Source organism: Enterobacter sp. ZOR0014, from assembly GCF_000798855.1.
GTDB lineage: Bacteria > Pseudomonadota > Gammaproteobacteria > Enterobacterales > Enterobacteriaceae > Enterobacter > Enterobacter kobei.
The window spans coordinates 1-23,656 of sequence record NZ_JTLF01000178.1 but is presented as its reverse complement, the minus strand read 5'-3'; the positions used below and the strand labels follow the sequence as shown (position 1 = coordinate 23,656).

Genomic DNA, 23,656 nt, shown 5'->3' with positions numbered 1-23,656 from the left:
AGCGTTTGAACAGTACCATTGGCTCCTCAGAACCGCCGCGGGTCAGGATGTTATCGAGGAACGACTGGCCGGTTTCACGGTTGAAGATCCCCTCTTCTTCGAAGCGGGAGAAAGCATCCGCTGCCAGCACGTCGGCCCACAGGTAGCTGTAGTAACCTGCCGCATAGCCGCCTGCGAAGATGTGACTGAACGCATGCGGGAAGCGGCCCCAGGTTGGCCCAGGGATCACAGCAACCTGCTTTTTAATCTCGGCCAGCGTTTCGAGGATTTTCGCCCCTTGTTCCGGGCTAAACTCGGCGTGCAGACGGAAATCAAACAGGCCGAACTCCAGCTGACGCAGGATGAACATCGCTGCCTGGTAGTTCTTGGCCGCCAGCATTTTATCCAGCAGCTCTTTCGGCAACGGTTCGCCGGTCTCATAGTGACCAGAGATAAACGCCAGCGCGTCCGGCTCCCAGCACCAGTTTTCCATAAACTGGCTTGGCAGCTCGACCGCATCCCACGGTACCCCGCTGATGCCAGCCACGCCTGCGGTTTCGATGCGGGTCAGCATGTGATGCAGACCGTGACCGAACTCGTGGAACAGGGTGATCACTTCGTCGTGAGTAAACAGCGCAGGTTTGCCATTCACCGGGCGGTTAAAGTTACAGGTCAGGTAAGCGACCGGCTTTTGCAGGGAACCGTCGGCTTTACGCATCTGGCCGACGCAGTCATCCATCCACGCTCCGCCGCGCTTATTCTCACGCGCGTAGAGATCAAGGTAGAAGCTACCGCGCAGCTCATTCTTGTCGTCATACAATTCGAAGAAGCGCACGTCCGGATGCCAGACGTCGATATCGGTTCGCTCTTTGGCTGTGATGCCGTAGATGCGCTTCACCACTTCGAACAGGCCGTTAACGGCTTTGTTTTCAGGGAAGTACGGGCGCAGCTGCTCATCGCTGATGCTGTAAAGATGCTGCTTCTGTTTTTCGCTGTAGTACGCAATATCCCACGGCTGCAGCTCGTCCACGCCGAACTCCGCTTTCGCAAAAGCACGCAGCTGAGCCAGCTCTTTCTCACCCTGAGGACGGGCGCGTTTTGCCAGATCGGTCAGGAAGTCGAGCACCTGCTGTGGGTTCTCCGCCATTTTGGTGGCGAGGGATTTGTCGGCGTAGTTTTCGAAGCCCAGCAGCTGTGCCAGCTCGTGACGCAGGGCGAGGATTTCCGCCATCACCGGGCTGTTGTCCCACTTACCGGCATTCGGCCCCTGATCGGAGGCGCGCGTGCTGTAGGCGCGGTACATCTCTTCACGCAGTGCCTGGTTGTCGCAGTAGGTCATTACCGGCAGGTAGCTTGGGATATCCAGCGTTAACAGATAGCCTTCCTGCTCTTTCGCTTCGGCCTGCGCTTTCGCTGCTGCCAGCGCGCTTTCCGGCATCCCGGCCAGCTCGGATTCATCGGTAATCAGCTTCGTCCAGCCCATGGTGGCGTCGAGGACGTTGTTGCTGTACTGGTTGCCCAGCTCGGACAGGCGCGCGGCGATTTCACCGTAGCGAACCTGCTTCTCTTTTGGCAGACCAATCCCGGACAGCTCGAAATCACGCAGGGCGTTATCGACCGATTTTTTCTGCGCCGTGTTCAGCTCGGCGTAATGGTCGCCGTCACGCAGATCGCGATACGCTTTGTACAGCCCTTCGTGTTGGCCGACCCAGGTGCTGTACTCCGAGAGCAGCGGCAGGGTCTGTTCATAGGCCTCGCGCAGTTCCGGGCTGTTTTTCACCGAGTTCAGGTGGCTTACCGGGGAGAAGATACGCCCCAGCACATCGTCCACTTCGGCCAGCGGCTGACACAGATTTTCCCAGGTGTACGGTGCGCCCTGCGCCACCACGCTTTCTACCGCCGCGCGGCAGTTGTCCAGCGATTGCGTAACGGCTGGAACCACATGCTCAGGGAGGATTTTAGAAAACGGCGGCAACGAAAAAGGCGTCAGTAATGGATTGGTCATAAGCGCTGTCCTGTTGAAATAGGTGAATGAAGCGCGCATCCGGCGCTGTGCATATCATTAATTAATGGGGTTAAGTGTAGAGGATTTCAATGCCGGACGTCGTGGAAAAGCGCCCGGTGGCGCTGCGCTTACCGGGCCTGCGGGTAATCTGTGCCGTTCTGCTGTAAACTGTGGCAAATCGTCAATTCAGCGGAAAATCATTACCCATGCTCAGTTATCGCCACAGCTTCCACGCTGGCAACCATGCCGACGTCCTCAAACACACCGTTCAGAGCCTGATCATTGAATCGCTCAAAGAGAAAGAGAAGCCGTTTCTCTATCTGGACACCCACGCGGGCGCGGGCCGTTATCAGCTGAGCGGCGAGCATGCCGAGCGTACCGGTGAATATCTGGAAGGGATCGCCCGCATCTGGCAGCAGGACGACCTGCCAGCCGAACTGGAACCGTACATCGGCGTGGTGAACCACTTCAACCGCAACGGCCAGCTGCGCTACTACCCAGGCTCACCGCTGATTGCCCGCCAGCTGCTGCGCGAGCAGGACAGCATTCAGCTGACCGAACTGCATCCGAGCGATTTCCCGCTGTTGCGCTCTGAATTTCAGAAAGATAACCGCGCCCGCGTGGAGAAAGCCGACGGCTACCAGCAGCTGAAAGCCAAACTGCCGCCCGTTTCCCGCCGCGGCCTGGTGCTGATCGATCCGCCGTATGAAATCAAAACCGACTATCAGGCGGTGGTGACCGGCATCCACGAAGGCTACAAACGTTTTGCCACCGGCACTTACGCCCTGTGGTACCCGGTGGTGCTGCGCGCGCAAATCAAACGCATGATCAAAGATCTGGAAGCGACCGGTATCCGCAAAATCCTCCAGATTGAGCTGGCCGTGCGCCCGGACAGCGACCAGCGCGGCATGACCGCCTCCGGCATGATTGTGATTAATCCGCCGTGGAAGCTCGAAGCGCAGATGAACAACGTGCTGCCGTGGCTGCACAAAACGCTGGTGCCTGCGGGTACAGGCCACGCCACCGTCAGTTGGATCGTGCCGGAGTAATCGCAGCCATCGGTGGAAACTATTGATTTCAGGTATACAATCGCGGCAATTCACGATTAAGGATAAAAGCTATGACTAAGCATTATGACTACATCGCAATCGGCGGCGGCAGCGGTGGCATCGCCTCCATCAACCGCGCAGCCATGTATGGCCAGAAATGTGCGCTGATCGAAGCTAAAGCGCTGGGCGGCACCTGCGTGAACGTGGGTTGTGTACCGAAGAAGGTGATGTGGCACGCGGCGCAAATCCGCGAAGCGATCCATATGTACGGCCCGGATTACGGCTTTGACACCACCCTCAATCACTTTGACTGGGGCAAGTTAATCGCCAGCCGTACCGCCTACATCGACCGTATTCACACCTCCTACGACAACGTGCTGGGTAAGAACAACGTCGATGTGATCCACGGCTTTGCCCGCTTTGTGGATGCGAAAACGATCGAAGTGAACGGTGAGACGATCACCGCCGATCATATCCTGATCGCCACCGGCGGTCGTCCGAGCCACCCGGACATTCCGGGCGTGGAATACGGCATCGACTCAGACGGTTTCTTTGAACTGCCTGCGCTGCCTAAGCGCGTTGCCGTGGTTGGCGCGGGTTACATTGCGGTAGAGCTGGCGGGCGTGATCAACGGCCTGGGTGCGGAAGCGCACCTGTTTGTGCGTAAACACGCGCCGCTGCGCAGCTTTGACCCGCTGATTGTCGAGACGCTGGTTGAAGTCATGAACGCTGAAGGCCCAACACTCCACACCCACGCGGTGCCGAAAGCGGTAGTGAAAAATGCGGACGGCAGCCTGACGCTGGAGCTGGAAGATGGCCGCAGCCAGACCGTCGACTGCCTGATCTGGGCGATTGGTCGTGAACCAGCGAATGACAACTTTAACCTGGCCGTGACCGGCGTGAAAACCGACGAAAAAGGTTATATCGTCGTCGATAAGTTCCAGAACACCAGCGTACCGGGCATTTACGCAGTCGGCGATAACACCGGTGCCGTAGAGCTGACCCCGGTGGCCGTTGCGGCGGGACGTCGTCTCTCCGAACGTCTGTTTAACAACAAGCCTGACGAGCATCTCGATTACACCAACATCCCGACCGTGGTCTTCAGCCATCCGCCCATCGGCACCGTTGGCTTAACCGAGCCGCAGGCGCGCGAGCAGTATGGCGACGACCAGGTGAAAGTGTATAAATCCGCGTTCACCGCGATGTATACCGCCGTCACCTCTCACCGTCAGCCATGCCGCATGAAGCTGGTCTGCGTGGGCCCGGACGAGAAGATTGTGGGTATCCACGGCATTGGCTTCGGCATGGATGAGATCCTGCAGGGCTTCGCCGTGGCGCTGAAAATGGGCGCGACCAAGAAAGACTTCGACAACACCGTGGCAATCCATCCGACCGCCGCGGAAGAATTTGTTACCATGCGTTAAGGCAGAAGCCCCTCTCCGGAGGGGCTTTTTTTATTCACATTCATAAATCGTTGCAAAACGAATGCTCCGAAAATAGTGATCTACCGCACATTTCCCTCCCCATCTACCGAAGCGAATGTCTACGCTTATAAGACGCCCGGAAAAAAACTGTCTTTAAGTACACACAACCGGAGGTCCCTATAACCATGTTCAACCAGAAACTACAGGCTACCGAGAATATCGAATTCGAGATCGCAGAAGAGCTGCGCTACGAGACCGATCCCTGCGAGTTGAAACTGGATGAAATGATTGAGGCGGAGCCGGAACCCGAAATGATCGAGGGGCTACCCGCCTCCGATGCCCTGACGCCCGCCGATCGCTATCTGGAACTGTTCGAGCATGTTCAGTCAACACGCCTGTTCGCGGACAGCAAAACCTTCCCTGACTGCGCGCCGAAGATGGACCCGCTGGATATCCTGATCCGCTATCGTAAAGTGAAACGTCACCGGGATTTCGACCTGCGCCAGTTTGTAGAGAACCACTTCTGGCTACCGGCCACCTACGGCACGGAATATGTTTCTGACCCCGGTCTGTCGCTAAAAGAGCACATTGACAGCCTGTGGCCGGTGCTGACGCGCGAACCGCAGGACCATATCCCCTGGTCCTCTCTGCTGGTGTTACCGCAGGCCTATATTGTGCCCGGCGGGCGATTCAGTGAGACCTATTACTGGGACTCCTATTTCTCCATGCTGGGGCTGGCGGAGAGCGGACGTAACGACCTGCTGAAGTGTATGGCGGATAACTTCGCGTGGCTGATCGAACGCTACGGGCATATCCCAAACGGTAACCGTACCTATTACCTCAGCCGCTCTCAGCCGCCGGTCTTTGCCCTGATGGTCGAGTTGTTTGAAGAGGACGGGGTACGCGGCGCGAAGCGTTACCTTGAGCACCTCAAGATGGAGCACGCCTTCTGGATGGACGGTGCAGAGTCGCTGCTGCTTAATCAGGCCTATCGCAGCGCGGTCCGTATGCCGGATGGATCATTGCTCAACCGCTACTGGGACGACCGCGATACGCCCCGGGACGAATCGTGGATTGAGGACGTAGAAACGGCCCGTCACTCCGGACGTCCGCCAAACGAAGTGTATCGGGACTTGCGCGCGGGTGCAGCCTCAGGCTGGGATTACTCCTCCCGCTGGCTGCGTGAGCCTGGCCGACTGGCCAGCATTCGCACCACGCAGTTTATCCCTATCGATTTGAATGCCTTCCTGTTCAAGCTGGAGAGTACTATCGCCAATATCTCAGCGTCGAAAGGGGATAAAGAGACCGCTGAACTGTTCCATCAGAAGGCCAGCGATCGCCGCGCCGCGATTAACCGCTACCTCTGGGATGAAGAAAGCGGCTGCTATCGCGACTATGACTGGCGCCGCGAAGTGATGGCGCTGTTCTCTGCCGCGAGCATTGTGCCGCTGTACGTCGGTATGGCCACGCATGAACAGGCCGATCGACTGTCGGATGCGGTGAAAACGCGACTGCTGACGCCGGGCGGGATTCTGGCAACCGAGTATGAAACCGGCGAGCAGTGGGATAAACCCAACGGCTGGGCCCCGCTGCAGTGGATGGCCATTCAGGGGTTCAAGCAGTATGGCAATGACTCACTGGGCGATGAGATCGCCTGGAGCTGGCTGCAGACGGTGAATCATTTTTATAAGACCCACCACAAGCTGATTGAGAAGTATCATATCGCCAGCAGTACGCCACGCGAGGGGGGCGGGGGTGAGTATCCCCTTCAGGACGGCTTCGGCTGGACCAACGGCGTAGTGCGACGGCTGATAGGGTTGTATGGGGAGCCTTGAGTGGGGTGCGGTCTGGTGCCCTCTCCCACAACAGGGAGAGGGTAAAGGGATCAGCGGATAACCTCATAAATGGCAGTCTGAATGGACTGCCATTTTTTCGTGGTGGCATCCGGTTGCGACTGCGCACGCCGCGTAGCCATATCCAGATCGTGCTGCTGGCGCTTCACCACGGCGGGCACGGTGCAGAACGCTTTGAGATACGCTTTACGCACTGAGGTCAGGGATTCACCGTTCGACATCGCGTGGCTGAGCGTGTTGATAAAGCGACGGCATGGCTTCTCTTCCGTCATGTTCCGTCGGTAGCGCAGCATGAGTTCCAGCACGTCGTCATGGCCTGCCGACATCGCCTCTTCGGTCCATGACAGTTTCCAGTCCATCCCGCCCTGCAAAAAGAGCTGCGCGACACGGGTATCGTTGCGGTTAATCGCTGAACGGAAATTATTGTCGTCCCAGGTCACCCCCATGCGGGTCAGCGTCTCGCGCGCAGAAGGGGTTTCGCGCATATCTTTCGGCGGAGCCGCTTGCGCAGTGTGTTCGGCCGATGACTGCGGTTTGCTGCTGGTCACCAGCCAGAAGCCGCCCACCAGGATGGCGATTACCATCACGCCAACCGCGCCCCATAACGCACCGGAGATAAGCTGCTCACGCTGTTCGGGCGTGCGCGGCGCGCGCTGGGTCGGCTTTTCAATCGTGTCACGAACCTCAAACAGATCGCCACCGGTAACCCGATCCATTTTCTGCGCCTTTTCCCAGAAAGTGTGCAGTTCACTGGCGTCCACCGCCATCAATCCGGCTGGGTTGACGCGCGTTCTCCCCTCTTCGAATGCACGTTGAACCGGTCGGGAAATCTGCATGTAGTAGTTATCCAGCAGCTGAATTTGCGCCGAACTTAACGTTTTCTGAACCGTGATGTTGTTGCGAATTTGCCGAATATCATCAAGGAAGGTTTGCAGCGTTTTACGCGGTTCTACCAGGAGCGTCAGCATGGCAGGATCGTTAAACAGCGAGGCGTAATACCGGCTGAACTCTTTTTTATCCACCAGCATCTGCGCCAGCTCACTGAACATCATCCCGCTCAGGATATCGTTGATCTCCCCGAGCTTCAGCCAGCGTCTTACCCGGTCGGCATTAAATAAGGTCTTAAGATGATTACTGAGCCGCACCTGATCGGGCCAGGCCTGCTGAATAAGTCCTTTAATCATCAGCTCAATGGCGCGAACCTGCTTGTGCGCCTGCTGTTGCTGCAGTTCGCTACCCGTTGCCAGCTCCGTGCTGTAAGTCAGCAACGGTTGCTGCAAACGAAGAAGTTCCAGCGTGGTCACAAAGCGCATCGCCGCAATCAGCTGGTTTTCGCTGACATCCTGCCCGCTTTCATACTGTGGAACGCGCTGCTGCAGCAGGCGCAGCTGCAGCGTAAATTCCGACATCTCGGCATCATTCAGATTGAGCGTCTTCGCAACGGCTGCCCATCCCCCGAGCGCTAAACGTGCGCTATCCAGTTGTTCCAGGAGCCAGCGTGGATCTTTTCCCTCAGAAACATGTACATTCAGGAGAAGCAAAATTTCAACCGACGCCTGGCGAATGACCGCCAGACAGTGTTCAAACTGTTCGCGAATATGATGTGATGTGCTGAGAGTCATTGTTTTCCTTAAGCGACAACGAAGACATCAGGAATGGGCACTTATGGCCATTTTTCTTTTATTTATACATGCTTAACCATACCTGACTTTCTGTTGAAATAAAGTGACAACCCTAAAATCATTAAAAATGTTTCAGGAGAATCTTAATGCCGGTTTTAATGACTTCACGCCTGAACTGCTCGCCTCTGCAGGAGCATGACTGGCCCTTTTTTCTGGCGTTGCAGCAACATCCTGACGTGATGCGCTTTGTGGCGGAAAACCGTCCCGTTGCCGCAATTCGTGAGGCGTTTGATTCTCGTCTGCCCCTCTGGACGCCGGGCAGCACGCACTGGCTGTGTCTCGTCGTCCGTGATGCCACCTCTCAGGCACCGCTGGGCGTGACCGGGTATATTCATCGTGAGGACGATTGCGCTGAAGTGGGCTTTCTTTTTGCACCCGAGGCGCAGGGGAAAGGTTACGGTTTCGAATCCCTGCAGGCGCTTTGCGATTACGCCTTTCGTGAGGGCGGACTACGTCGGCTCACCGCCACCGTCACGGCGGGAAATGTCGCCTCCAGACGTCTGCTGGAAAAAGCCCACTTTCGTCTGGAGGGGGAGCTTCGCGAGAGCTATTACCTTTCCGGACGCTGGCAAAATGACTGGTTATTGGGTTTATTGCGGCATGAATATCTGAACCATAACGCCTGATCAACAGCCATTTGGCGGATATTTTTCATTGTTCAATTCCTCTACAGTATCGCCATTACGAGGAAATGAATATGAAAGGTCATACGCTGAATATCTCTTATGCCGCCATTGATTTAATAAAGAAGCATCAGGGGCTTTCACTGGAGAAATATCGTGATGAAAATGGTTTATGGGTGATCGGCTATGGACATGCGATCCATGAGGAGGACAATTTTCACGGAGGCATTACTCCGCTTCAGGCAGAATGTTTGCTTCAGGAAGATATTCAGTTATGTGAGAGGCTGCTGCGGGAAAATATAACACGCCCATTAACCCAACAGCAGCATGATGCATTGGTAGTATTGATATTCAGTTTCGCCGAGACGCCTTCACGTCTGAACGCGCTGTATCAGGCTATCGCCCGGGTATAGTACATGGCCGCCTGGGTCCGGTTTTTCACCTCCAGCCGCCGAAAAAGTGCTTCCAGATGCGCTTTTACCGTGGCCGCGCTGATGTTGAGATTGCGGCCAATCTCTTTATTTGACTCCCCCGCAGCCAGCAGTTTGAGTACCTCGCGCTGACGCTCGCTTAAACAGAGTAACGGCTGCGCTGATGATTGCTGGCTAACCCACTCCCCGGGAAAGCAGACCATCCCTCTCGACACGGAATCCAGCACGGCGGCAAACCGTTCGGGGTTAGCGTTACGGGGGATAATGGCCATCACGTTTCGCTGCATGAGCTGCTCAACCCATCTGGCCTCTTTTCTTGCCAGAACCATAATCACCCGTATCGCCGGGAAGGAATCCATAAGCTCTTCCAGGAAAGCACTCTCCTCTTCCTGGATCAAATTGCCGTCAATCATCACGATAGCAGACGGTGAAGCAGATATTTGCCCCCATAAATCGTCCGCCTGACAAGCGCCCGTTATATTTATTTCAGGAATTAACTCCTGCAGACCGTGTATCGCTCCATGAATAAATATCGACTGCCTGTCAAACATGATTACTCGCATCGTTTTTCTCCCTCTGAGAATAGCGAAGGGGGATTCTACAGAGGCAGTATTTAAGAAAAAACTCAATGAATGGAGAGGTTACAAATCCGCGAGTGGTTTTTATATTTGCCCGTACTTTGACACATCAGTTTTAAGGATTTCCTTAAGGGGTTCCCTCCCCTTAACAGCAGGCCTCACAGGAACATACCGCCTGACACCTCAATACGTTGCGCATTCATCCAGCCCAGCTTATCGCTGAGCAGTGCCGCGATGGCATCGCCGATATCGTCCGGCAACCCCACCCGCCCCAGCGCCGTCTGTGATGCCAGCATCTGATTAAGCTGCGCGTTGTCGCGAACGCGTCCACCGCCAAAGTCGGTTTCTATCGCGCCCGGCGCGATAATATTGACGGAGATACCACGCGCACCCAGCTCCTTCGCCTGATAGCGGGTCAACACTTCCATCGCCCCTTTCATCGCTGCATAGGTACCGGAGCCTGGCTGGGTAAATCGGGCCAGCCCGCTGGAGACGTTGAGGATCCGGCCTCCGTCATTCAGCAGAGGCAGCAGGCGCTGTGTCAGGAAGAAAGGCCCTTTGAAATGAATATTCATCGCCTCATCAAACTGGGCTTCCGTTGTGTCGGTATAGGGTGCATATAAACCCGTCCCGGCATTGTTCAATAAATAATCAAAGGTGTCGCGTTGCCAGACGGTCTTAAGGATTTCCTGAAGCTGCTGAGCAAACTTATCGAAGCTGGCAATATCACCGACGTTGAGCTGTAATGCTGCAGCATTCACGCCTTTTTCCTGAATTTCGCGAACAACCTCCAGCGCGTCCTGCTGATTGCTGTGGTACGTCAGAACAATTCCCGTTCCGTCTGCCGCCAGCTTCAACGCCGCGTTTTTACCCAAACCACGGCTACCACCCGTCACTAATGCGATACGTTCAGTCATCATAAACCTCGTTTTGGCTGTTATGGAGATTGAGAAAGAGCTTATTAGGTGATAGAAGATCAATAAAGAGGGTTTAAAACGCTTCACTGTTTCAACAGCAACAACAATGAGCTTCATCTATGGATAAAATTCACGCAATGCAGCTGTTTGTGCGCGTCGCGGAACTGGAAAGTTTTTCCCGTGCTGCAGAAACCTTAACGCTGCCGAAAGGCAGCGTTTCGCGGCAAATTCAGGCCCTTGAAAACCGCCTTGGCACCCAGCTGTTGCACCGGACCACGCGTCGCGTCAGCCTGACGCAGGACGGCATGGTCTATTACGAACGGGCAAAAGATCTGCTGGCAAACCTTGATGAACTGGACGGACTGTTTCAGCACGATCCCTCCACCATAAGCGGAAGGCTGCGCGTGGATATGCCCGTCGGCGTTGCTCGAAATTTAGTCATCCCCAGACTGCCGACTTTTTTGCAGCAGTACCCGGGTATTGAACTGGAACTCAGCAGCAGCGATCGTCTGGTGGATGTGATTCGCGAAGGGTTTGATTGCGTGGTCCGCGTGGGTTCCCTGAAAGATTCAGGGTTAATTGCCCGGCCGCTGGGGAAACTGACGGTAATTAACTGTGCCAGTCCGGATTATCTGGCGCGTTTTGGCTACCCTGAAACGCTGGATGATTTGGGCTCACACGCGGTGATTCACTACGCCGCCATGCTGGGTACCCGTCCGCAGGGCTTTGAATTTTATAACGGCAGTGCAACGCAGTGGATAAAGACGGGCGGCGTATTAACCGTCAACAGCACGGAAACCTATCAGGCGGCCTGCCTTGCCGGGCTGGGCATCATTCAGGTTCCACGTGTTGGGGTACGTGATTTACTGCGGACGAAAAAACTGATTGAGATCCTCCCGCAATATCGCGCGGAACCGATGCCCGTGTCCCTGATTTATCCCCATCGCCGCAACCTCTCCCGTCGGGTACATCTGTTCATGGAGTGGCTGACCGAACTCACAAAAGCTTACGTGGATTAGTCGCAAGCTATAATTCAGTAACATCCAGCCTAACGAAAAGGAAAAGACGCGTGACGCCGGAAAATAACCCGCAACGACCCACCCAACATTTAGATTATGATCCCATCAAGAAGATGGAAACCGGGCCAGAAAAGGCTAAAACCCCAGGGGCGGCCAGCAAGACGCTGGGCACCGTCACCAGCCTGGCAGAAAGAATTCAGCAGTTTCCCATGGTTGCGCATTTGATACGTGCGACCGAGCGCTTTAATGACCGCATGGGGAACCAGTTTGGTGCTGCCATCACCTATTTCTCCTTCCTGTCGATGATCCCCATTCTGATGGTGTCGTTTGCAGCGGCCGGTTTTGTGCTCGCGTCGCACCCGACGCTGCTGCAGGATATTTTCAATAAAATCCTGAATAACGTCAGTGACCCGACCCTCGCCACTACGCTAAAAAGCACGATTAATACCGCTGTTCAGCAACGTACGACCGTTGGGATCGTTGGTTTGCTTATCGCCCTTTACTCCGGGGTAAACTGGATGGGCAACCTCCGCGAGGCCATTCGCGCCCAGTCGCGTGAGGTGTGGGAGCGTAAGCCGCAGGATCAGGAGAAAATATGGGTTAAGTATCTCCGCGACTTTGTTTCGCTGATTGGCCTGCTCATTGCGCTCATCGTTACGCTTTCGATTACCTCCGTGGCGGGCTCCGCACAGCAGATGATTATCTCTGCACTCTATCTGGATTACATCGAATGGCTGAAACCGGCCTGGCGCGGCATTGGGCTGGCGATTTCCATTTTCGCCAACTACCTGCTGTTCTTCTGGATTTTCTGGCGTTTGCCCCGTCATCGTCCGCGCAAGAAGGCCCTGCTCCGCGGAACGCTGATTGCGGCGATAGGCTTTGAAGTGATTAAAATCGTGATGACCTACACCCTGCCGTCGCTGGTGAAATCCCCGTCGGGCGCGGCGTTCGGCTCCGTGCTGGGGTTGATGGCCTTCTTCTACTTCTTCGCCCGCCTGACCCTGTTCTGCGCCGCGTGGATTGCCACCGCCGAGTACAAAGGCGACACACGCATGCCGGGAAAAACACACCGCTAACCCCTCTCTCGGGCTGAAATTTCAGCCCGACTCATCATTTCAGCATATAAATCCAGCCCGTAACTTTTATTTAACCAAAAACCAGTTTTATTCACCAATATTTAAAAACTGTGAAGCATTTCATGGAAGCATTTTCGCTGGCCTGAAAATTATCCGCTTTTTGTTGCTTTTATCACCAGAACGCGACTTTGTTACAGATTGAAATGTCGCTTTTGCTGTGCGTAATATGGCCTTTCGTTCGATAAAAAATAAGAAAATATTATGCAAGCAACAGCCACAACACTCGACTCTGGCGCGGAAAACGTCCCGGTCAACTCGCGCAATAAAGTTGTCGTCGCATCGCTGATTGGCACCGCCATTGAGTTCTTCGACTTTTACATTTACGCCACCGCTGCGGTCATCGTCTTCCCGCATATTTTCTTCCCTCAGGGAGACCCGACGGCGGCGACGCTGCAGTCTCTGGCAACCTTTGCTATCGCGTTTGTTGCACGTCCGATTGGCTCTGCGCTGTTTGGACACTTTGGCGACCGTATTGGTCGTAAGGTCACCCTGGTGGCCTCGCTGCTGACGATGGGGATCTCCACCGTGGCGATCGGCCTGCTGCCGACCTACGAAACCATTGGCATTCTGGCGCCGGTCCTGCTGGCGCTGGCGCGTTTTGGTCAGGGTCTGGGGTTGGGCGGTGAATGGGGTGGCGCGGCGCTGCTGGCGACCGAAAATGCCCCGCCGCGTAAACGCGCGCTGTACGGTTCATTCCCGCAGCTTGGCGCGCCGATTGGCTTCTTCTTTGCCAACGGGACCTTCCTGCTGCTTTCCTGGCTGCTGACGGATGAACAGTTCATGAACTGGGGCTGGCGTATTCCGTTTGTCTTCTCTGCCGTGCTGGTGCTGATTGGCCTGTATGTCCGCGTGTCCCTGCATGAGACGCCGGTGTTCGCTAAAGTGGCCGCGGCGAAAAAACAGGTGAAAGTCCCGCTGGGCACGCTGCTGACCAAACACGTCCGCGTCACCGTGCTGGGCACGTTCATCATGCTGGCAACCTATACGCTGTTCTACATCATGACGGTTTACTCCATGACCTACAGTACCGCCGCCGCGCCGGTTGGGCTGGGTCTGCCGCGTAACGAAGTACTGTGGATGTTGATGATGGCGGTCATCGGGTTTGGTGTGATGGTGCCGATTGCCGGCCTGCTGGCGGATAAATTCGGTCGTCGTACGAGCATGATTACGATCACCACGCTGATCATTCTGTTTGCCCTGTTCGTCTTCCCGCCGCTGCTGGGTTCGGGTAGCCCGGCACTGGTGATGGCCTACCTGCTGATTGGCCTTAGCCTGATGGGGCTCACCTTCGGCCCAATGGGCGCGCTGCTGCCAGAGCTGTTCCCGACGGAAGTGCGTTATACCGGTGCGTCGTTCTCCTACAACGTCTCTTCCATTCTGGGGGCGTCCGTTGCGCCATACATCGCCACCTGGCTGCAGGCAAATTATGGTCTGTTCTACGTGGGCGTTTACCTGGCGGCCATGGCGGCGCTGACGCTGATTGCGCTGCTGCTGACGCATGAGACTAAGCATCAGGCACTGTAAGCTAATGCCGGGTGGCGGCTACGCCTTACCCGGACTACGATTCAAAATGTTGGCCGGGTAAGCGCAGCGCCACCCGGCAAAAACATCCCGCACCTTACTTCTTCATCTGCGACAAAATTGTCCGACACTGATTCGCCTCACCTTCTGACGGCGAGATCAATGCCAGCAGCGCGGCGGCTGGGGTGACCAGCGTCGCGAGGGCTGCGGCCACCGCACCACGCGCGATCAGCGGCCCGGGCTTCACGCCTGCCTGCGGATTTTTAAAGGTGCCGCGGACATAAAGCGGCGAGCGCAGGGTAATAATACGGATCCCTTTACTTTCCGGGTCGATCGTCAAATCCAGCTGCTCTGAGGCCATGCTGGCGGTACCGGTCACGTTAATCACCGCGTTTTCCGTGTCGAAGGCAAAAATCTGCGGACGCGCCACGCCGTTTACCAGATCCAGATTGGCCGCGGCGCAGTTCACCCGCACCTCGTCATCCCCGAAAATTTGCCCGATGATAAAGTTGCCCACGTTCAGCCCCAGGATCTCCATCAGGTTGCGGCTGACCAGGCCGTCGTTCATCAGCAGTTTCAGGTTACCATTGCCGCTGCCCAGCAGCGCCGCCACGGAATTCCCTACCCCGCGAATGTCCGCGTCACCGTTCATTTCACCGAGGGTTTTCTGCATCAACTCCACGTTTGGCATCAACTCTTTCAGCTTCAGCCTGCGGGCCTGAATTTCGGCGCGTCCCTGCATCGGCTTTTTATCGCCCTCGAGGTGAATGTTCGAGGAAATCGTTCCGCCCGCCATACCAAACTTCAGCGGCTGCAGGCGCAGATCGGCGTTTTTAAGAATGACATGCGTCGAGAGATCGCTCAGCGGTAACGTGCTGCCGTGCTCAATTTTACGCCCTTTGAAGCGTACATCGGCATCCATCACGTCCCATTTGTCAGTTTCGAAGCGATCGTAAGGCAGCACTTTCCCCGCAGGCTGAACGTCCTTTTTGACCTCTTTCGACTTCGTGCCTTTGCCCGAATCCACGCCAATCAACGGGCCCAGATCGGCCAGTCGTAGCTGGCGGGACTCCACATCCCCTTCCAGTTTCGGGCGCGGTTTTCCGGTGGTGTAGGTTAGCGAGCCGTGGATATCACTGTCACCGATGCGGCCGTTAAAATCCCGGTAGTCAAAGACAGACGATTTTTCGGTGTCGATTTTGGCAACCAGATGCCCGTCCGTTTCGAACGGCGGCGTATCGGGCAGCAACACACCGGTCAGCTCATACAGTTCACCCAGCGAATCACCGGCAAATTTCAGCCGCAGATCCACGCCCCCCATGTTCATCGGGTCGTTGACCGTGCCCACGAATGCCACGCGCGTATTCCCTGAACGGAAATCCGCCTGCACCGGGAACGGCGTACCTTCGCTCCTGAGCGCCAGCATGCCGCCCATTTTTCCTTTCCCGCTCAGCGGCTGACCGTTGTAGCGCCCTTTGGCCGTCAGGCCGAACACATAATCTCCCGCTTTGGCGTTATTGCCTTTCGCCTGGTTGCCCGTCACTTCGCTAAACGGTAGCGGTTTACCCAACGGATCGACCAGGATCTCCACATCCGCCTTGCTGACCTTATCGTCGATGGCGATCCGCCCGCGATCGAAAAGAATATTGTCCAGACGGAATGACCATGAAGAGGGCCGGGCATTGGGATCTTTTTCGCCGTCGCTGGCAAGGTTAAACGTCCAGTTGTTGTTCTTTTCAGAAAGGCGGATCAGACGCGCATCGGGCTGCTGGAGTTTAATCCACGGCAGATAGACGGTTTTGGTCAGGAGCGCTAACGGCGCCAGCGTGGCTTCAACGCGTGGCAGATGGACCATGGTGACGTCCGGAATATCCGGCGGGTTGCCGAGAATAATGTCGTCGGCGTGGACGTGCGGCCAGGGGATCCAGCTTCGCCAGCCGGTCTCCTGTTTCTGACGTTCCCATACCACGCCCAAATCGCCGCGGATGGCGAAGGGACGGTTCAGCTCAGCTGAGACTTTCTGGTTGATGGTCGGCTTAAGGCGATTCCAGTCAAACGTCGCAATAATGACGACGATAACCACGATCAACAACAAGAAAATCCCTGTAGTCCAGGAGATAACCCTGGTTGTCTTTGTCATTTTTGTCCCCTTTCCTGATGGCCTGTCCTGTAAAACTATAGTCCAGACAAGGGGAAACGGGCGGATCAGAGGTTAGTTATGACGGTATCGAGGGTATCCATAGGAACCGGGCGAGAGAGGAAATAACCTTGTGCGGCAGCAGCGGGTGAGTGTTGCACATCGCGCCACTCTTCCAGCGTTTCCACACCTTCGACAATCACCCCTTTGCAATAGCGGTTCATCAGCTGCAATAACAGCGTAAACAGGTTTCGCCCTTCCGGGGTCTGACGCAGCATAATAAACAGATCGCGGGCCACTTTGATGTAGTCATAACGCACTTCGCTCAGCGCAGAGAAGTTCGCCATGCCCGTACCAAAGTCATCCAGCCACAGCGGGCCAAATTCACACATCGAGGCAAACGAGGAGTCCTGCGGCAGCCGGACGTGCTCCACCAGTTCAAAACGCATCCACGGCAGAGTGGCGATCAGTTCCTGCAACTTTGCATTCTGACGCAGCGCCAGCAGTGTCGGGCCATCCACGTTAACCGAGGCGAGGATATTGTGCCGCTCGAAAAAGGCCTGTTTGGTCGCCAGCATACGAAGCTGCTCTTCCAGCACGTCAAGGCGCTGGCGAACGGCAACTTCGGCAAAATAGCGATCTGGCGCGATACGCTGTAAAGGGTTTGACGGGTGCGTAACAACGGTCAAAATTTCAATGGCCATCAGTCGACCGTCCGTTCGGTAGATCGGCTGATAGGTATACGCACGCTCACATTGCAGCCAGTAGCGATGCTCCTGCAAGTTCTCAATACTTGCCTCAGGCGTAGTGCTCAGCCGCTGGATAACCTGCTCTGACTTCATTTCAGATGTCCTGTTGTTGGATGGCCTTTCTGGACTCGTCACTGGGTTATCGGCGCGACAATTGAGAACTTTATGTTCAATTCACCGGGAAAATGAAATTAAGATGACAGAAATTTGCCGGAACACGTGCTGGCTCAAATTAAATAATGGAACGTCGTTTTAATATAGTTGACCATCTAATTCACTCAGAGCACACTGCTGATAAATTCTTCTGTTCAGGTTCACGACTATGTCCAAAAAAATTGCCGTGATTGGCGAATGCATGATTGAGCTGTCCCAAAAAGGCGCGGAAGTCAGCCGCGGATTTGGTGGCGACACGTTAAACACTTCCGTCTATATCGCCCGTCAGGTTGCGCCAGAAGCACTCTCCGTGGACTATGTTACCGCCCTCGGCACGGACAGCTTCAGCCAGCAGATGCTGGAAGCCTGGCAGAATGAACATGTGGGCACCGCGCTGATCCAGCGTATGGAAAACCGCCTTCCCGGGCTTTACTACATCGAAACCGACAGCACCGGCGAACGCACGTTTTATTACTGGCGTAACGAAGCCGCGGCGAAGTTCTGGCTGGAGAGCGATGCAGCCCCGGCCATTTGTGAAGCACTGGCAAGCTTTGACTATCTCTATCTGAGTGGGATCAGCCTGGCGATCCTCAGTCCAGTCAGCCGCGAAAAGCTGCTGTCGCTGCTGCATAAATGCCGCGCCAACGGCGGTAAGGTGATTTTTGATAACAATTACCGTCCACGCCTGTGGGCCAGCCGTGAAGAGACGCAGCAGGTTTATCAGCAGATGCTGCAGTGCACGGACATCGCGTTCCTGACGCTCGACGATGAAGACGCCCTGTGGGGTGAGAAGCCCGTAGATGACGTGATTGCACGCACGCAGGCGGCGGGCGTAAGCGAAGTCGTCATTAAACGCGGGGCGGAATCATGCCTGGTCGCGATGGCGGGTGAAGCGGTGGTTGAAGTCCCGGCGGTGAAGCTGGCCAAAGAGAACGTGATTGATACGACAGCGGCAGGGGACTCCTTCAGCGCGGGTTACCTGGCGGTACGTCTGACCGGGGGAACGCCGGAAGCCGCGGCACAGCGCGGACACCTGACGGCCAGCACCGTGATTCAGTATCGCGGGGCGATTATTCCGCGTGAGGCGATGCCTGTTTAACCAAAGTGAGGGCTGATGCCCTCACCCTGGCCCTCTCCCACAGGGAGAGGGCATGTCTACGCATTACTGTCCCTGAGGAATATCCGTCGCGTCCGGGTGTAAATCATCCGCTGCGGTCGCCGGCTGCGGCGCGGTAACCATAATAGAATCCCAGGTCTTCTGAAGTTCCTTCATGTCATATTCCGGCTCGCCTTTCGGCTGCATAAGGATCAATGCCATATCCTGCGACAGCTGCTGACGTAAATCCTGATTTAACATATCCACGGTCAAACCGTTCAGGAAATCCTGACGAAGCTTCTGGTACTGTTCAGGCGCAATGTCGACAACCTGATTCTGCAGGGAGCGGATGCGCTGGCTGATCAGAATATCGGTATCGGCACGCGCGTAGGTCGCAAACAGCTTCTGCAGCTCCAGTTTTTTCTGGGCCACCAGCGCATTGAACTCCTCTTCAGAGAGGCCCTCTTTACGCACTTTTGCCAGCTCTTTGGCGACCACACCCAGATTCGCATTCAGCTTATCGCCCGGCGATTCAACGTTAATGGCACATTGCGCACGCTGGAAAAGCACGCGACAGTCAAAGCCAAGACCAATATTCTTCACGTTATTCTTACTGAGCGTCTGCTGAACGTGCCAGAACAACGCTTCACGCGCCAGGTCGGCACGCCAGTAGCGCAGCAGCGCGGCGGACTCGCGGATAGGCTGCCAAGCGTTATCCCACATCACGGAGAGTCGGTCCTGACGCACGGTGTCCGTCATAATGCTGACAGGTTCGGCGCGCAGCGGAGAGAGTGTCGGAACCGGGGCAGGCGTTTCACGCTTGCCTTTCAAATCGCCAAACGCTTTGTTGATCTGTTCAACCACCGCGCGGCTATCGACATTGCCAACCACAATCAGCGTCATGGCGTCCGGGGTGTACCATTTCTGGTAGAACGATTTCACCTGTTCGGCATCGACCGGCTGCTTCAGCGGCTCCGCCGGATCGTGACCCAGCAACGTTGAACCTTTCAGACGGTAGCGCCACCAGCCCTCTTTGGTATCCGCAGGCCAGGTCGCCACCATGTCGCTGTTGCTCAGCGCATAGTTAACGGTATCCGGCGTAATCGCCAGGTTGCCTGAGGCATCAGCGAGATAGGTCAGCGCTTCTTTGAGCAGATCGTTACGGTTATTTGGCAGGCTCAGGTTAAACATGGTGTAGTCATAGGAGACCACAGCCGGAGGCAGCGGGCGTTTTGGATCGATGGCCTGTTGCCACAGCGAACGCACCTGAACCGCTTGCAGGCTGCCGCTCTGAGTGAGCGCCAGACGGGGAATAAAATGGCTAAAACCGGTTTGCTGAGTACTTTCCGTAAGGGAGCCGGTATTAACGGACAGACGGATTTCAACACGATCGCTCGGACGTTGCGGGGTGGATAAAACCTGCCACTGGAAACCGTTCGCTAACGTGCCTTGTTGCCAGGCCGGGTCTGGCTGGAGCGCATCTGCCTGCACATAACTGGCTGCTGCCATCATCAGCAAACCGCCGGTTAAGAGTCGAATTTTTGTGCCCTGCATGTGAACCCCTGATCAACATTCCTGGTTAAAAAGAGTGTCTCGCGACGCGCTGCACTCTAAAAGATGACGATGAAAACACGTCGATTAGACCGCGCGTTCGGCAAAACGTCACGGTCCGAAGTGAAATATACCCAAAAAAAATCTTGTCGAATTATGACAGGTATGAAGGGTTATTATGCGCAGGAGCCCGCATCCCGACAAGGGAATGCGGGCATTTGTAACAAGATTAGGAGGTTAAACCAGGAGTTTTGCTATCAGACACGCGATTATTCAGCGTATCGTCGAGTTTTTTGTGATCCAGCTCTTTCACCCATTTCGCGACAACGACCGTCGCCACACCGTTACCTACCAGGTTGGTTAATGCGCGCGCCTCGGACATAAAGCGGTCAATACCGAGAATCAGCGCCAGGCCCGCCACCGGCAGATGCCCTACCGCAGAAATGGTGGCCGCCAGCACGATAAAGCCACTGCCCGTTACGCCTGCCGCGCCTTTCGAGGAGAGCAGGAGCACCACCAACAGGGTGATCTGATGGAAAATATCCATATGGCTGTTGGTCGCCTGAGCGATGAACACCGCCGCCATCGTCAGGTATATCGACGTACCATCAAGGTTGAAGGAGTAGCCCGTCGGGATCACCAGCCCGACCACCGACTTACGGCACCCGAGTTTTTCCATCTTGTCGAGCATACGCGGCAACGCCGATTCTGAAGAAGAGGTCCCCAGCACAATCAGCAGCTCTTCACGAATGTAACGGATAAATTTGAAGATGTTGAAACCTGTCGCACGGGCAATGGAGCCCAGCACCACCACCACGAAAAGAATACAGGTGATATAGAAGCAGATAATCAGCTGGCCCAGCTGCACCAGCGTACCGACGCCATATTTACCGATGGTGAAGGCCATCGCACCGAAGGCACCGATTGGCGCCAGGCGCATGATCATATTGATGATGCCAAAGATGACCTGTGAGAAGCTCTCAATCACGTTAAAGATAAGTTGGCCTTTGCTGCCCAGACGGTGCAGGGCAAAGCCAAACATGACGGCAAACAGCAGTACCTGCAGAATGTTTCCGCTGGCAAATGCGCCAATGACGCTGCCGGGTATCACGTCCAGCAGGAAGGCCACCACGCCCTGATCCTTCGCCTGCTCGGCATAGACCGCGACCGCTTTGGCATCGAGCGTTGAGGGGTCAACGTTCATGCCCGCACCAGGCTGGACCACGTTAACGATAATCAGACCAATAATCAGCGCAAGGGTACTGACCACTTCGAAATAGAGCAGCGCCACAGCACCGGTACGGCCTACCGCTTTCATGCTTTCCATGCCAGCGATGCCCGTGACAACCGTACAGAAGATTACCGGGGCGATGACCATTTTGATGAGCTTCACGAACGCGTCGCCAAGCGGTTTCATTTGCGCGCCCAGCTCAGGGTAGTAATGCCCCAGCAAAATACCGATGGCGATGGCTGTCAGGACCTGGAAATAGAGACTTTTGAAGAGTGAGGTTTTCATAAGGTGTCCTTGGGAAGAAAAACCACAGGTTTTGTAAGGTTATGGTTAACCTGCGGCTCTAAAATAACACCCGTATAACAGGACAGAAATAAACTCAGTTCAAATTTGAAACACAAATGTTAAGAACTTTGAGCTGGCTCGCACAAGCCAGCAACAAAATTACACTTTTGCGTGATTGTCAGCACCGGGAAGGTAGCGTTGTTCAAAGACATCCGCAGGAACAGCAGCGGCAAAAAGGAAGCCCTGACCGCTCTCTACGCCCGCCTCTGCCAGCCAGATGCGCTGCGCGTCGGTTTCAATCCCCTCGGCAATCAGATGCAGATTGAGACTGCGCGCCATCTGAATAATGGCCTGCACCATGCTGCTGTCCTCTGGCAACCCTTCGACAAACGCTTTGTCGATTTTCAGCACATCCACCGGCAGGGTTTTCATATGCTGAAGCTGACGCAGCCCGGCGTAGCCCATACCAAAATCGTCCAGCGCGATGCGAATGCCGGCATTGCGCAGCGGCTTCAGAATGGCAACGGCTTCGTTAGGATCGTCAATGCGTCGGCTCTCCGTCACTTCCAGCGTCAGCGTATCAGGCTTGATCCGGTAGCGATTGATCAGCTCCAGCATTTCGGAAACCATCGTCGGATGCATGAGCTGCAACGCAGACAAATTAACCGACAGCGGCAGCGTCACGCCGCGCTCCTGCCAGGCGGCAAGCTGGCGGCAGGACTCCTCCAGCACCCAATAACCGACGGTGACCATCAGGCCACAGGATTCAATGCGTTCAATCAGCCCCTCCGGCAGCTCCCATGAGCCGTCCGGCTGCTGTACACGAAGCAGCGCCTCGGCGCTTTTTACTTCACCCGTCTGTAAATTCACCTGCGGCTGTAGCCAGAGAGCAAACTGACGGTTATCCAGCGCGGTCAGGATGTCGCTCTCTTCCGTCAGGCGCTGCTGCGCCTTTTCCATCTGTTCCGGGTCGAAGAACTGGATCTGATTTTTGCCTTTGCGCCGGGCGGTAAACGCCGCCGAGAACGCGCGGCGATACAGCTGCTCCGCCGTTAAATCACCGTAGTACATGGCGATACCGATACTGGCGCTTGGACGCAGCTGGATCCCCTGAACAGGCAGCCGCTCGTTAATGACAGTGAGCACTTGCTGACCTAATGTGATGGCATGCCACGGCTCTTTCACGCCGTTGGCTATCACCACCAGGTCGTAACCGCTGACCTGCGTCAGCACCATGCGCGGGGCCAGGACAGATTTCACCTTTTCCACCAGCGTCAGCAGCAGCATTTCACGCTGGCTCTCCTTGAGCACGCCCGCCGTATCCTGCAGGGTTTCACAGGCGATCACCATCAGCGCCGTGGTTTGCTGGCGCGCAACCGTCTGCTCCAGCATCGCCATCAGAAACGCCTTATTAGGAAGTTCTGACACCGGGAATCGCGTGGCGCTGTTATTTAACTCATCCTGCTGACGCTGAATGCGCTGCTGGTTGAGGTTATAGCTGCGTACCAGCATCCCGATCTCATCGTCATGATGAAGGCGCGGCAGTTCAAGCTGGTGCCCCAGCTGATCCTGCGGCGCAAGCGCATTCAGCTCGCGGGCGATACGGCGCAACGGATGCACAATCAACCGGTTAATACACCAGGTTAACGCCACGCTGAGAATCAGGGTCATAAGTAAGCAAGTGGTCACTAACGTAACCACCCAACTCATGACGAACTTATACATGCGATACGAGTCTGCCTGCAGGACCAGGTAGGCCAGCGGCTGCGGATTGGCAGGACGTTCCAGCGAATAGAGAGGCAGAGAAATTTGCACCGGCAGTTCAAACAGGCGCATGACCATCATCGGGACGGGGCGTTCCGGGATAAAGCTCATCCGCAGCGCCTGGAACTGGTTGGGCAAGACGACATCCGCGCGGCTCACGATGCCAGCAGGCTGAATGCGTTTTAAAATGGTTTCCGCTTCGGGAATATCCCCTTTCAGGATCGAGGCGGAGAGTGGGCCGCGCACCGAGCGGGCGATACTTTCTAACTGCGAAGCCGTGTTATAGCGATTCTGCTGCACGGAATGAAACAGCAAAATGACGCAGAAAAGCAGGACAAACAGCATCGTGACGGCAGACACCATCGCCATCTGTTTGATCGTTAAGGAACGGCTGACACGCAAAATGACTCTCCACAAAACTCGAAGCGCAGGGCGCGCCAGGGTGTAAACCTGGATGTTCAGATCGGAAGAGC

18 protein-coding genes are annotated in these 23,656 nt (G+C 55.6%); 9 read left to right on the top strand and 9 right to left on the bottom strand.

Features of this window, described 5'->3' with window-relative positions; genetic code table 11:
- Nucleotides 1–1,984 (bottom strand): oligopeptidase A (gene prlC, locus L977_RS09570; RefSeq protein WP_047625645.1); only part of this gene is annotated, 1,984 nt, incomplete at its 3' end.
- Nucleotides 1,985–2,190: 206 nt separating this feature from the next.
- Here prlC and L977_RS09565 point away from each other — a divergent pair.
- From L977_RS09565 to L977_RS09555, 3 genes are all read left to right on the top strand, one after another.
- Nucleotides 2,191–3,033: a 23S rRNA (adenine(2030)-N(6))-methyltransferase RlmJ gene (locus L977_RS09565; RefSeq protein WP_014885583.1), complete on the top strand. Its 843-nt coding sequence runs from the start codon at nucleotides 2,191–2,193 to the stop codon at nucleotides 3,031–3,033.
- 71 nt (nucleotides 3,034–3,104) lie between these two features.
- Nucleotides 3,105–4,457, top strand: coding sequence for a glutathione-disulfide reductase (gene gorA, locus L977_RS09560; protein ID WP_045269646.1), 1,353 nt, complete (start codon nucleotides 3,105–3,107; stop codon nucleotides 4,455–4,457).
- Nucleotides 4,458–4,642: 185 nt separating this feature from the next.
- A complete protein-coding gene (locus L977_RS09555; RefSeq protein ID WP_014885585.1) occupies nucleotides 4,643–6,292 on the top strand; it encodes an alpha,alpha-trehalase in 1,650 nt (549 codons plus the stop codon).
- A 50-nt stretch (nucleotides 6,293–6,342) separates the two neighbouring features.
- Here L977_RS09555 and L977_RS09550 read toward each other — a convergent pair whose 3' ends face one another.
- A complete protein-coding gene (locus L977_RS09550; protein ID WP_045269645.1) occupies nucleotides 6,343–7,932 on the bottom strand; it encodes an STY4199 family HEPN domain-containing protein in 1,590 nt (529 codons plus the stop codon).
- A 146-nt stretch (nucleotides 7,933–8,078) separates the two neighbouring features.
- On the opposite strand from L977_RS09550, the gene L977_RS09545 reads away from it, so the two are divergent.
- Nucleotides 8,079–8,618 carry a GNAT family N-acetyltransferase gene (locus L977_RS09545; protein WP_023337926.1) on the top strand — a complete coding sequence of 180 codons (540 nt, stop codon included), beginning with the start codon at nucleotides 8,079–8,081 and terminating at the stop codon, nucleotides 8,616–8,618.
- A gap of 71 nt (nucleotides 8,619–8,689) precedes the next feature.
- Entirely contained in the window at nucleotides 8,690–9,028 is a 339-nt protein-coding gene (locus L977_RS09540) for a lysozyme (RefSeq protein WP_045269644.1), read from the top strand.
- Here L977_RS09540 and L977_RS09535 read toward each other — a convergent pair.
- Together L977_RS09535 and L977_RS09530 are read right to left on the bottom strand one after the other, a co-directional pair.
- Nucleotides 9,007–9,609 (bottom strand): response regulator transcription factor, encoded by a 603-nt coding sequence (locus L977_RS09535; RefSeq protein ID WP_014885589.1) that lies wholly within the window; start codon nucleotides 9,607–9,609, stop codon nucleotides 9,007–9,009. The genes L977_RS09540 and L977_RS09535 overlap by 22 nt on opposite strands.
- A 173-nt stretch (nucleotides 9,610–9,782) precedes the next feature.
- Nucleotides 9,783–10,541, bottom strand: a complete 759-nt coding sequence (locus L977_RS09530; RefSeq protein ID WP_023331529.1) for an SDR family NAD(P)-dependent oxidoreductase — start codon at nucleotides 10,539–10,541, stop codon at nucleotides 9,783–9,785.
- Nucleotides 10,542–10,660: 119 nt separating this feature from the next.
- Here L977_RS09530 and L977_RS09525 point away from each other — a divergent pair, with 119 nt between their 5' ends.
- The 3 genes from L977_RS09525 (at nucleotide 10,661) to L977_RS09515 (ending at nucleotide 14,220) form a co-directional block, all read left to right on the top strand.
- Nucleotides 10,661–11,560 (top strand): LysR family transcriptional regulator, encoded by a 900-nt coding sequence (locus tag L977_RS09525; RefSeq protein ID WP_023337927.1) that lies wholly within the window; start codon nucleotides 10,661–10,663, stop codon nucleotides 11,558–11,560.
- 50 nt (nucleotides 11,561–11,610) lie between these two features.
- Complete coding sequence (gene yhjD / locus L977_RS09520; protein ID WP_014885592.1) at nucleotides 11,611–12,636, top strand: inner membrane protein YhjD; 1,026 nt, start codon at nucleotides 11,611–11,613, stop codon at nucleotides 12,634–12,636.
- 261 nt (nucleotides 12,637–12,897) lie between these two features.
- Nucleotides 12,898–14,220, top strand: coding sequence for an MFS transporter (locus L977_RS09515; protein WP_045135441.1), 1,323 nt, complete (start codon nucleotides 12,898–12,900; stop codon nucleotides 14,218–14,220).
- Between the two features lie 94 nt (nucleotides 14,221–14,314).
- On the opposite strand, the gene L977_RS09510 is transcribed toward L977_RS09515, so the two are convergent.
- Both L977_RS09510 and pdeH read right to left on the bottom strand, forming a co-directional pair.
- Nucleotides 14,315–16,357 (bottom strand): AsmA family protein, encoded by a 2,043-nt coding sequence (locus L977_RS09510; RefSeq protein ID WP_045269643.1) that lies wholly within the window; start codon nucleotides 16,355–16,357, stop codon nucleotides 14,315–14,317.
- Nucleotides 16,358–16,422: 65 nt separating this feature from the next.
- Entirely contained in the window at nucleotides 16,423–17,196 is a 774-nt protein-coding gene (gene pdeH / locus L977_RS09505) for a cyclic-guanylate-specific phosphodiesterase (protein ID WP_045269642.1), read from the bottom strand.
- A 229-nt stretch (nucleotides 17,197–17,425) separates the two neighbouring features.
- Between pdeH and L977_RS09500 the strand changes: the two genes are divergently transcribed.
- Complete coding sequence (locus tag L977_RS09500) at nucleotides 17,426–18,355, top strand: sugar kinase (protein WP_014885596.1); 930 nt, start codon at nucleotides 17,426–17,428, stop codon at nucleotides 18,353–18,355.
- 63 nt (nucleotides 18,356–18,418) lie between these two features.
- On the opposite strand, the gene L977_RS09495 is transcribed toward L977_RS09500, so the two are convergent.
- The 3 genes from L977_RS09495 to hmsP all read right to left on the bottom strand — a co-directional run bounded on the left by L977_RS09495 (nucleotide 18,419) and on the right by hmsP (nucleotide 23,585).
- The gene (locus tag L977_RS09495) at nucleotides 18,419–19,906 is read right to left on the bottom strand and encodes a M16 family metallopeptidase (RefSeq protein ID WP_014885597.1); all 1,488 of its coding nucleotides are present in this window, start codon (nucleotides 19,904–19,906) and stop codon (nucleotides 18,419–18,421) included.
- A gap of 226 nt (nucleotides 19,907–20,132) precedes the next feature.
- Nucleotides 20,133–21,419 (bottom strand): dicarboxylate/amino acid:cation symporter, encoded by a 1,287-nt coding sequence (locus tag L977_RS09490; protein WP_014885598.1) that lies wholly within the window; start codon nucleotides 21,417–21,419, stop codon nucleotides 20,133–20,135.
- A gap of 159 nt (nucleotides 21,420–21,578) precedes the next feature.
- A complete protein-coding gene (gene hmsP, locus L977_RS09485; RefSeq protein ID WP_023331533.1) occupies nucleotides 21,579–23,585 on the bottom strand; it encodes a biofilm formation regulator HmsP in 2,007 nt (668 codons plus the stop codon).
- Between the last annotated feature and the right edge of the window lie 71 nt (nucleotides 23,586–23,656).

Excerpts from the sequence above, each read along its gene's own strand:
- L977_RS09565 (WP_014885583.1), top strand. The coding sequence starts at position 2,191 with ATGCTCAGTTATCGCCACAGCTTCCACGCTGGCAACCATGCCGACGTC.
- gorA (WP_045269646.1), top strand. The coding sequence starts at position 3,105 with ATGACTAAGCATTATGACTACATCGCAATCGGCGGCGGCAGCGGTGGC.
- L977_RS09555 (WP_014885585.1), top strand. The coding sequence starts at position 4,643 with ATGTTCAACCAGAAACTACAGGCTACCGAGAATATCGAATTCGAGATC.
- L977_RS09550 (WP_045269645.1), bottom strand. The coding sequence starts at position 7,932 with ATGACTCTCAGCACATCACATCATATTCGCGAACAGTTTGAACACTGT.
- L977_RS09545 (WP_023337926.1), top strand. The coding sequence starts at position 8,079 with ATGCCGGTTTTAATGACTTCACGCCTGAACTGCTCGCCTCTGCAGGAG.
- L977_RS09540 (WP_045269644.1), top strand. The coding sequence starts at position 8,690 with ATGAAAGGTCATACGCTGAATATCTCTTATGCCGCCATTGATTTAATA.
- L977_RS09535 (WP_014885589.1), bottom strand. The coding sequence starts at position 9,609 with ATGCGAGTAATCATGTTTGACAGGCAGTCGATATTTATTCATGGAGCG.
- L977_RS09530 (WP_023331529.1), bottom strand. The coding sequence starts at position 10,541 with ATGACTGAACGTATCGCATTAGTGACGGGTGGTAGCCGTGGTTTGGGT.
- L977_RS09525 (WP_023337927.1), top strand. The coding sequence starts at position 10,661 with ATGGATAAAATTCACGCAATGCAGCTGTTTGTGCGCGTCGCGGAACTG.
- L977_RS09515 (WP_045135441.1), top strand. The coding sequence starts at position 12,898 with ATGCAAGCAACAGCCACAACACTCGACTCTGGCGCGGAAAACGTCCCG.
- L977_RS09510 (WP_045269643.1), bottom strand. The coding sequence starts at position 16,357 with ATGACAAAGACAACCAGGGTTATCTCCTGGACTACAGGGATTTTCTTG.
- pdeH (WP_045269642.1), bottom strand. The coding sequence starts at position 17,196 with ATGAAGTCAGAGCAGGTTATCCAGCGGCTGAGCACTACGCCTGAGGCA.
- L977_RS09500 (WP_014885596.1), top strand. The coding sequence starts at position 17,426 with ATGTCCAAAAAAATTGCCGTGATTGGCGAATGCATGATTGAGCTGTCC.
- L977_RS09495 (WP_014885597.1), bottom strand. The coding sequence starts at position 19,906 with ATGCAGGGCACAAAAATTCGACTCTTAACCGGCGGTTTGCTGATGATG.
- L977_RS09490 (WP_014885598.1), bottom strand. The coding sequence starts at position 21,419 with ATGAAAACCTCACTCTTCAAAAGTCTCTATTTCCAGGTCCTGACAGCC.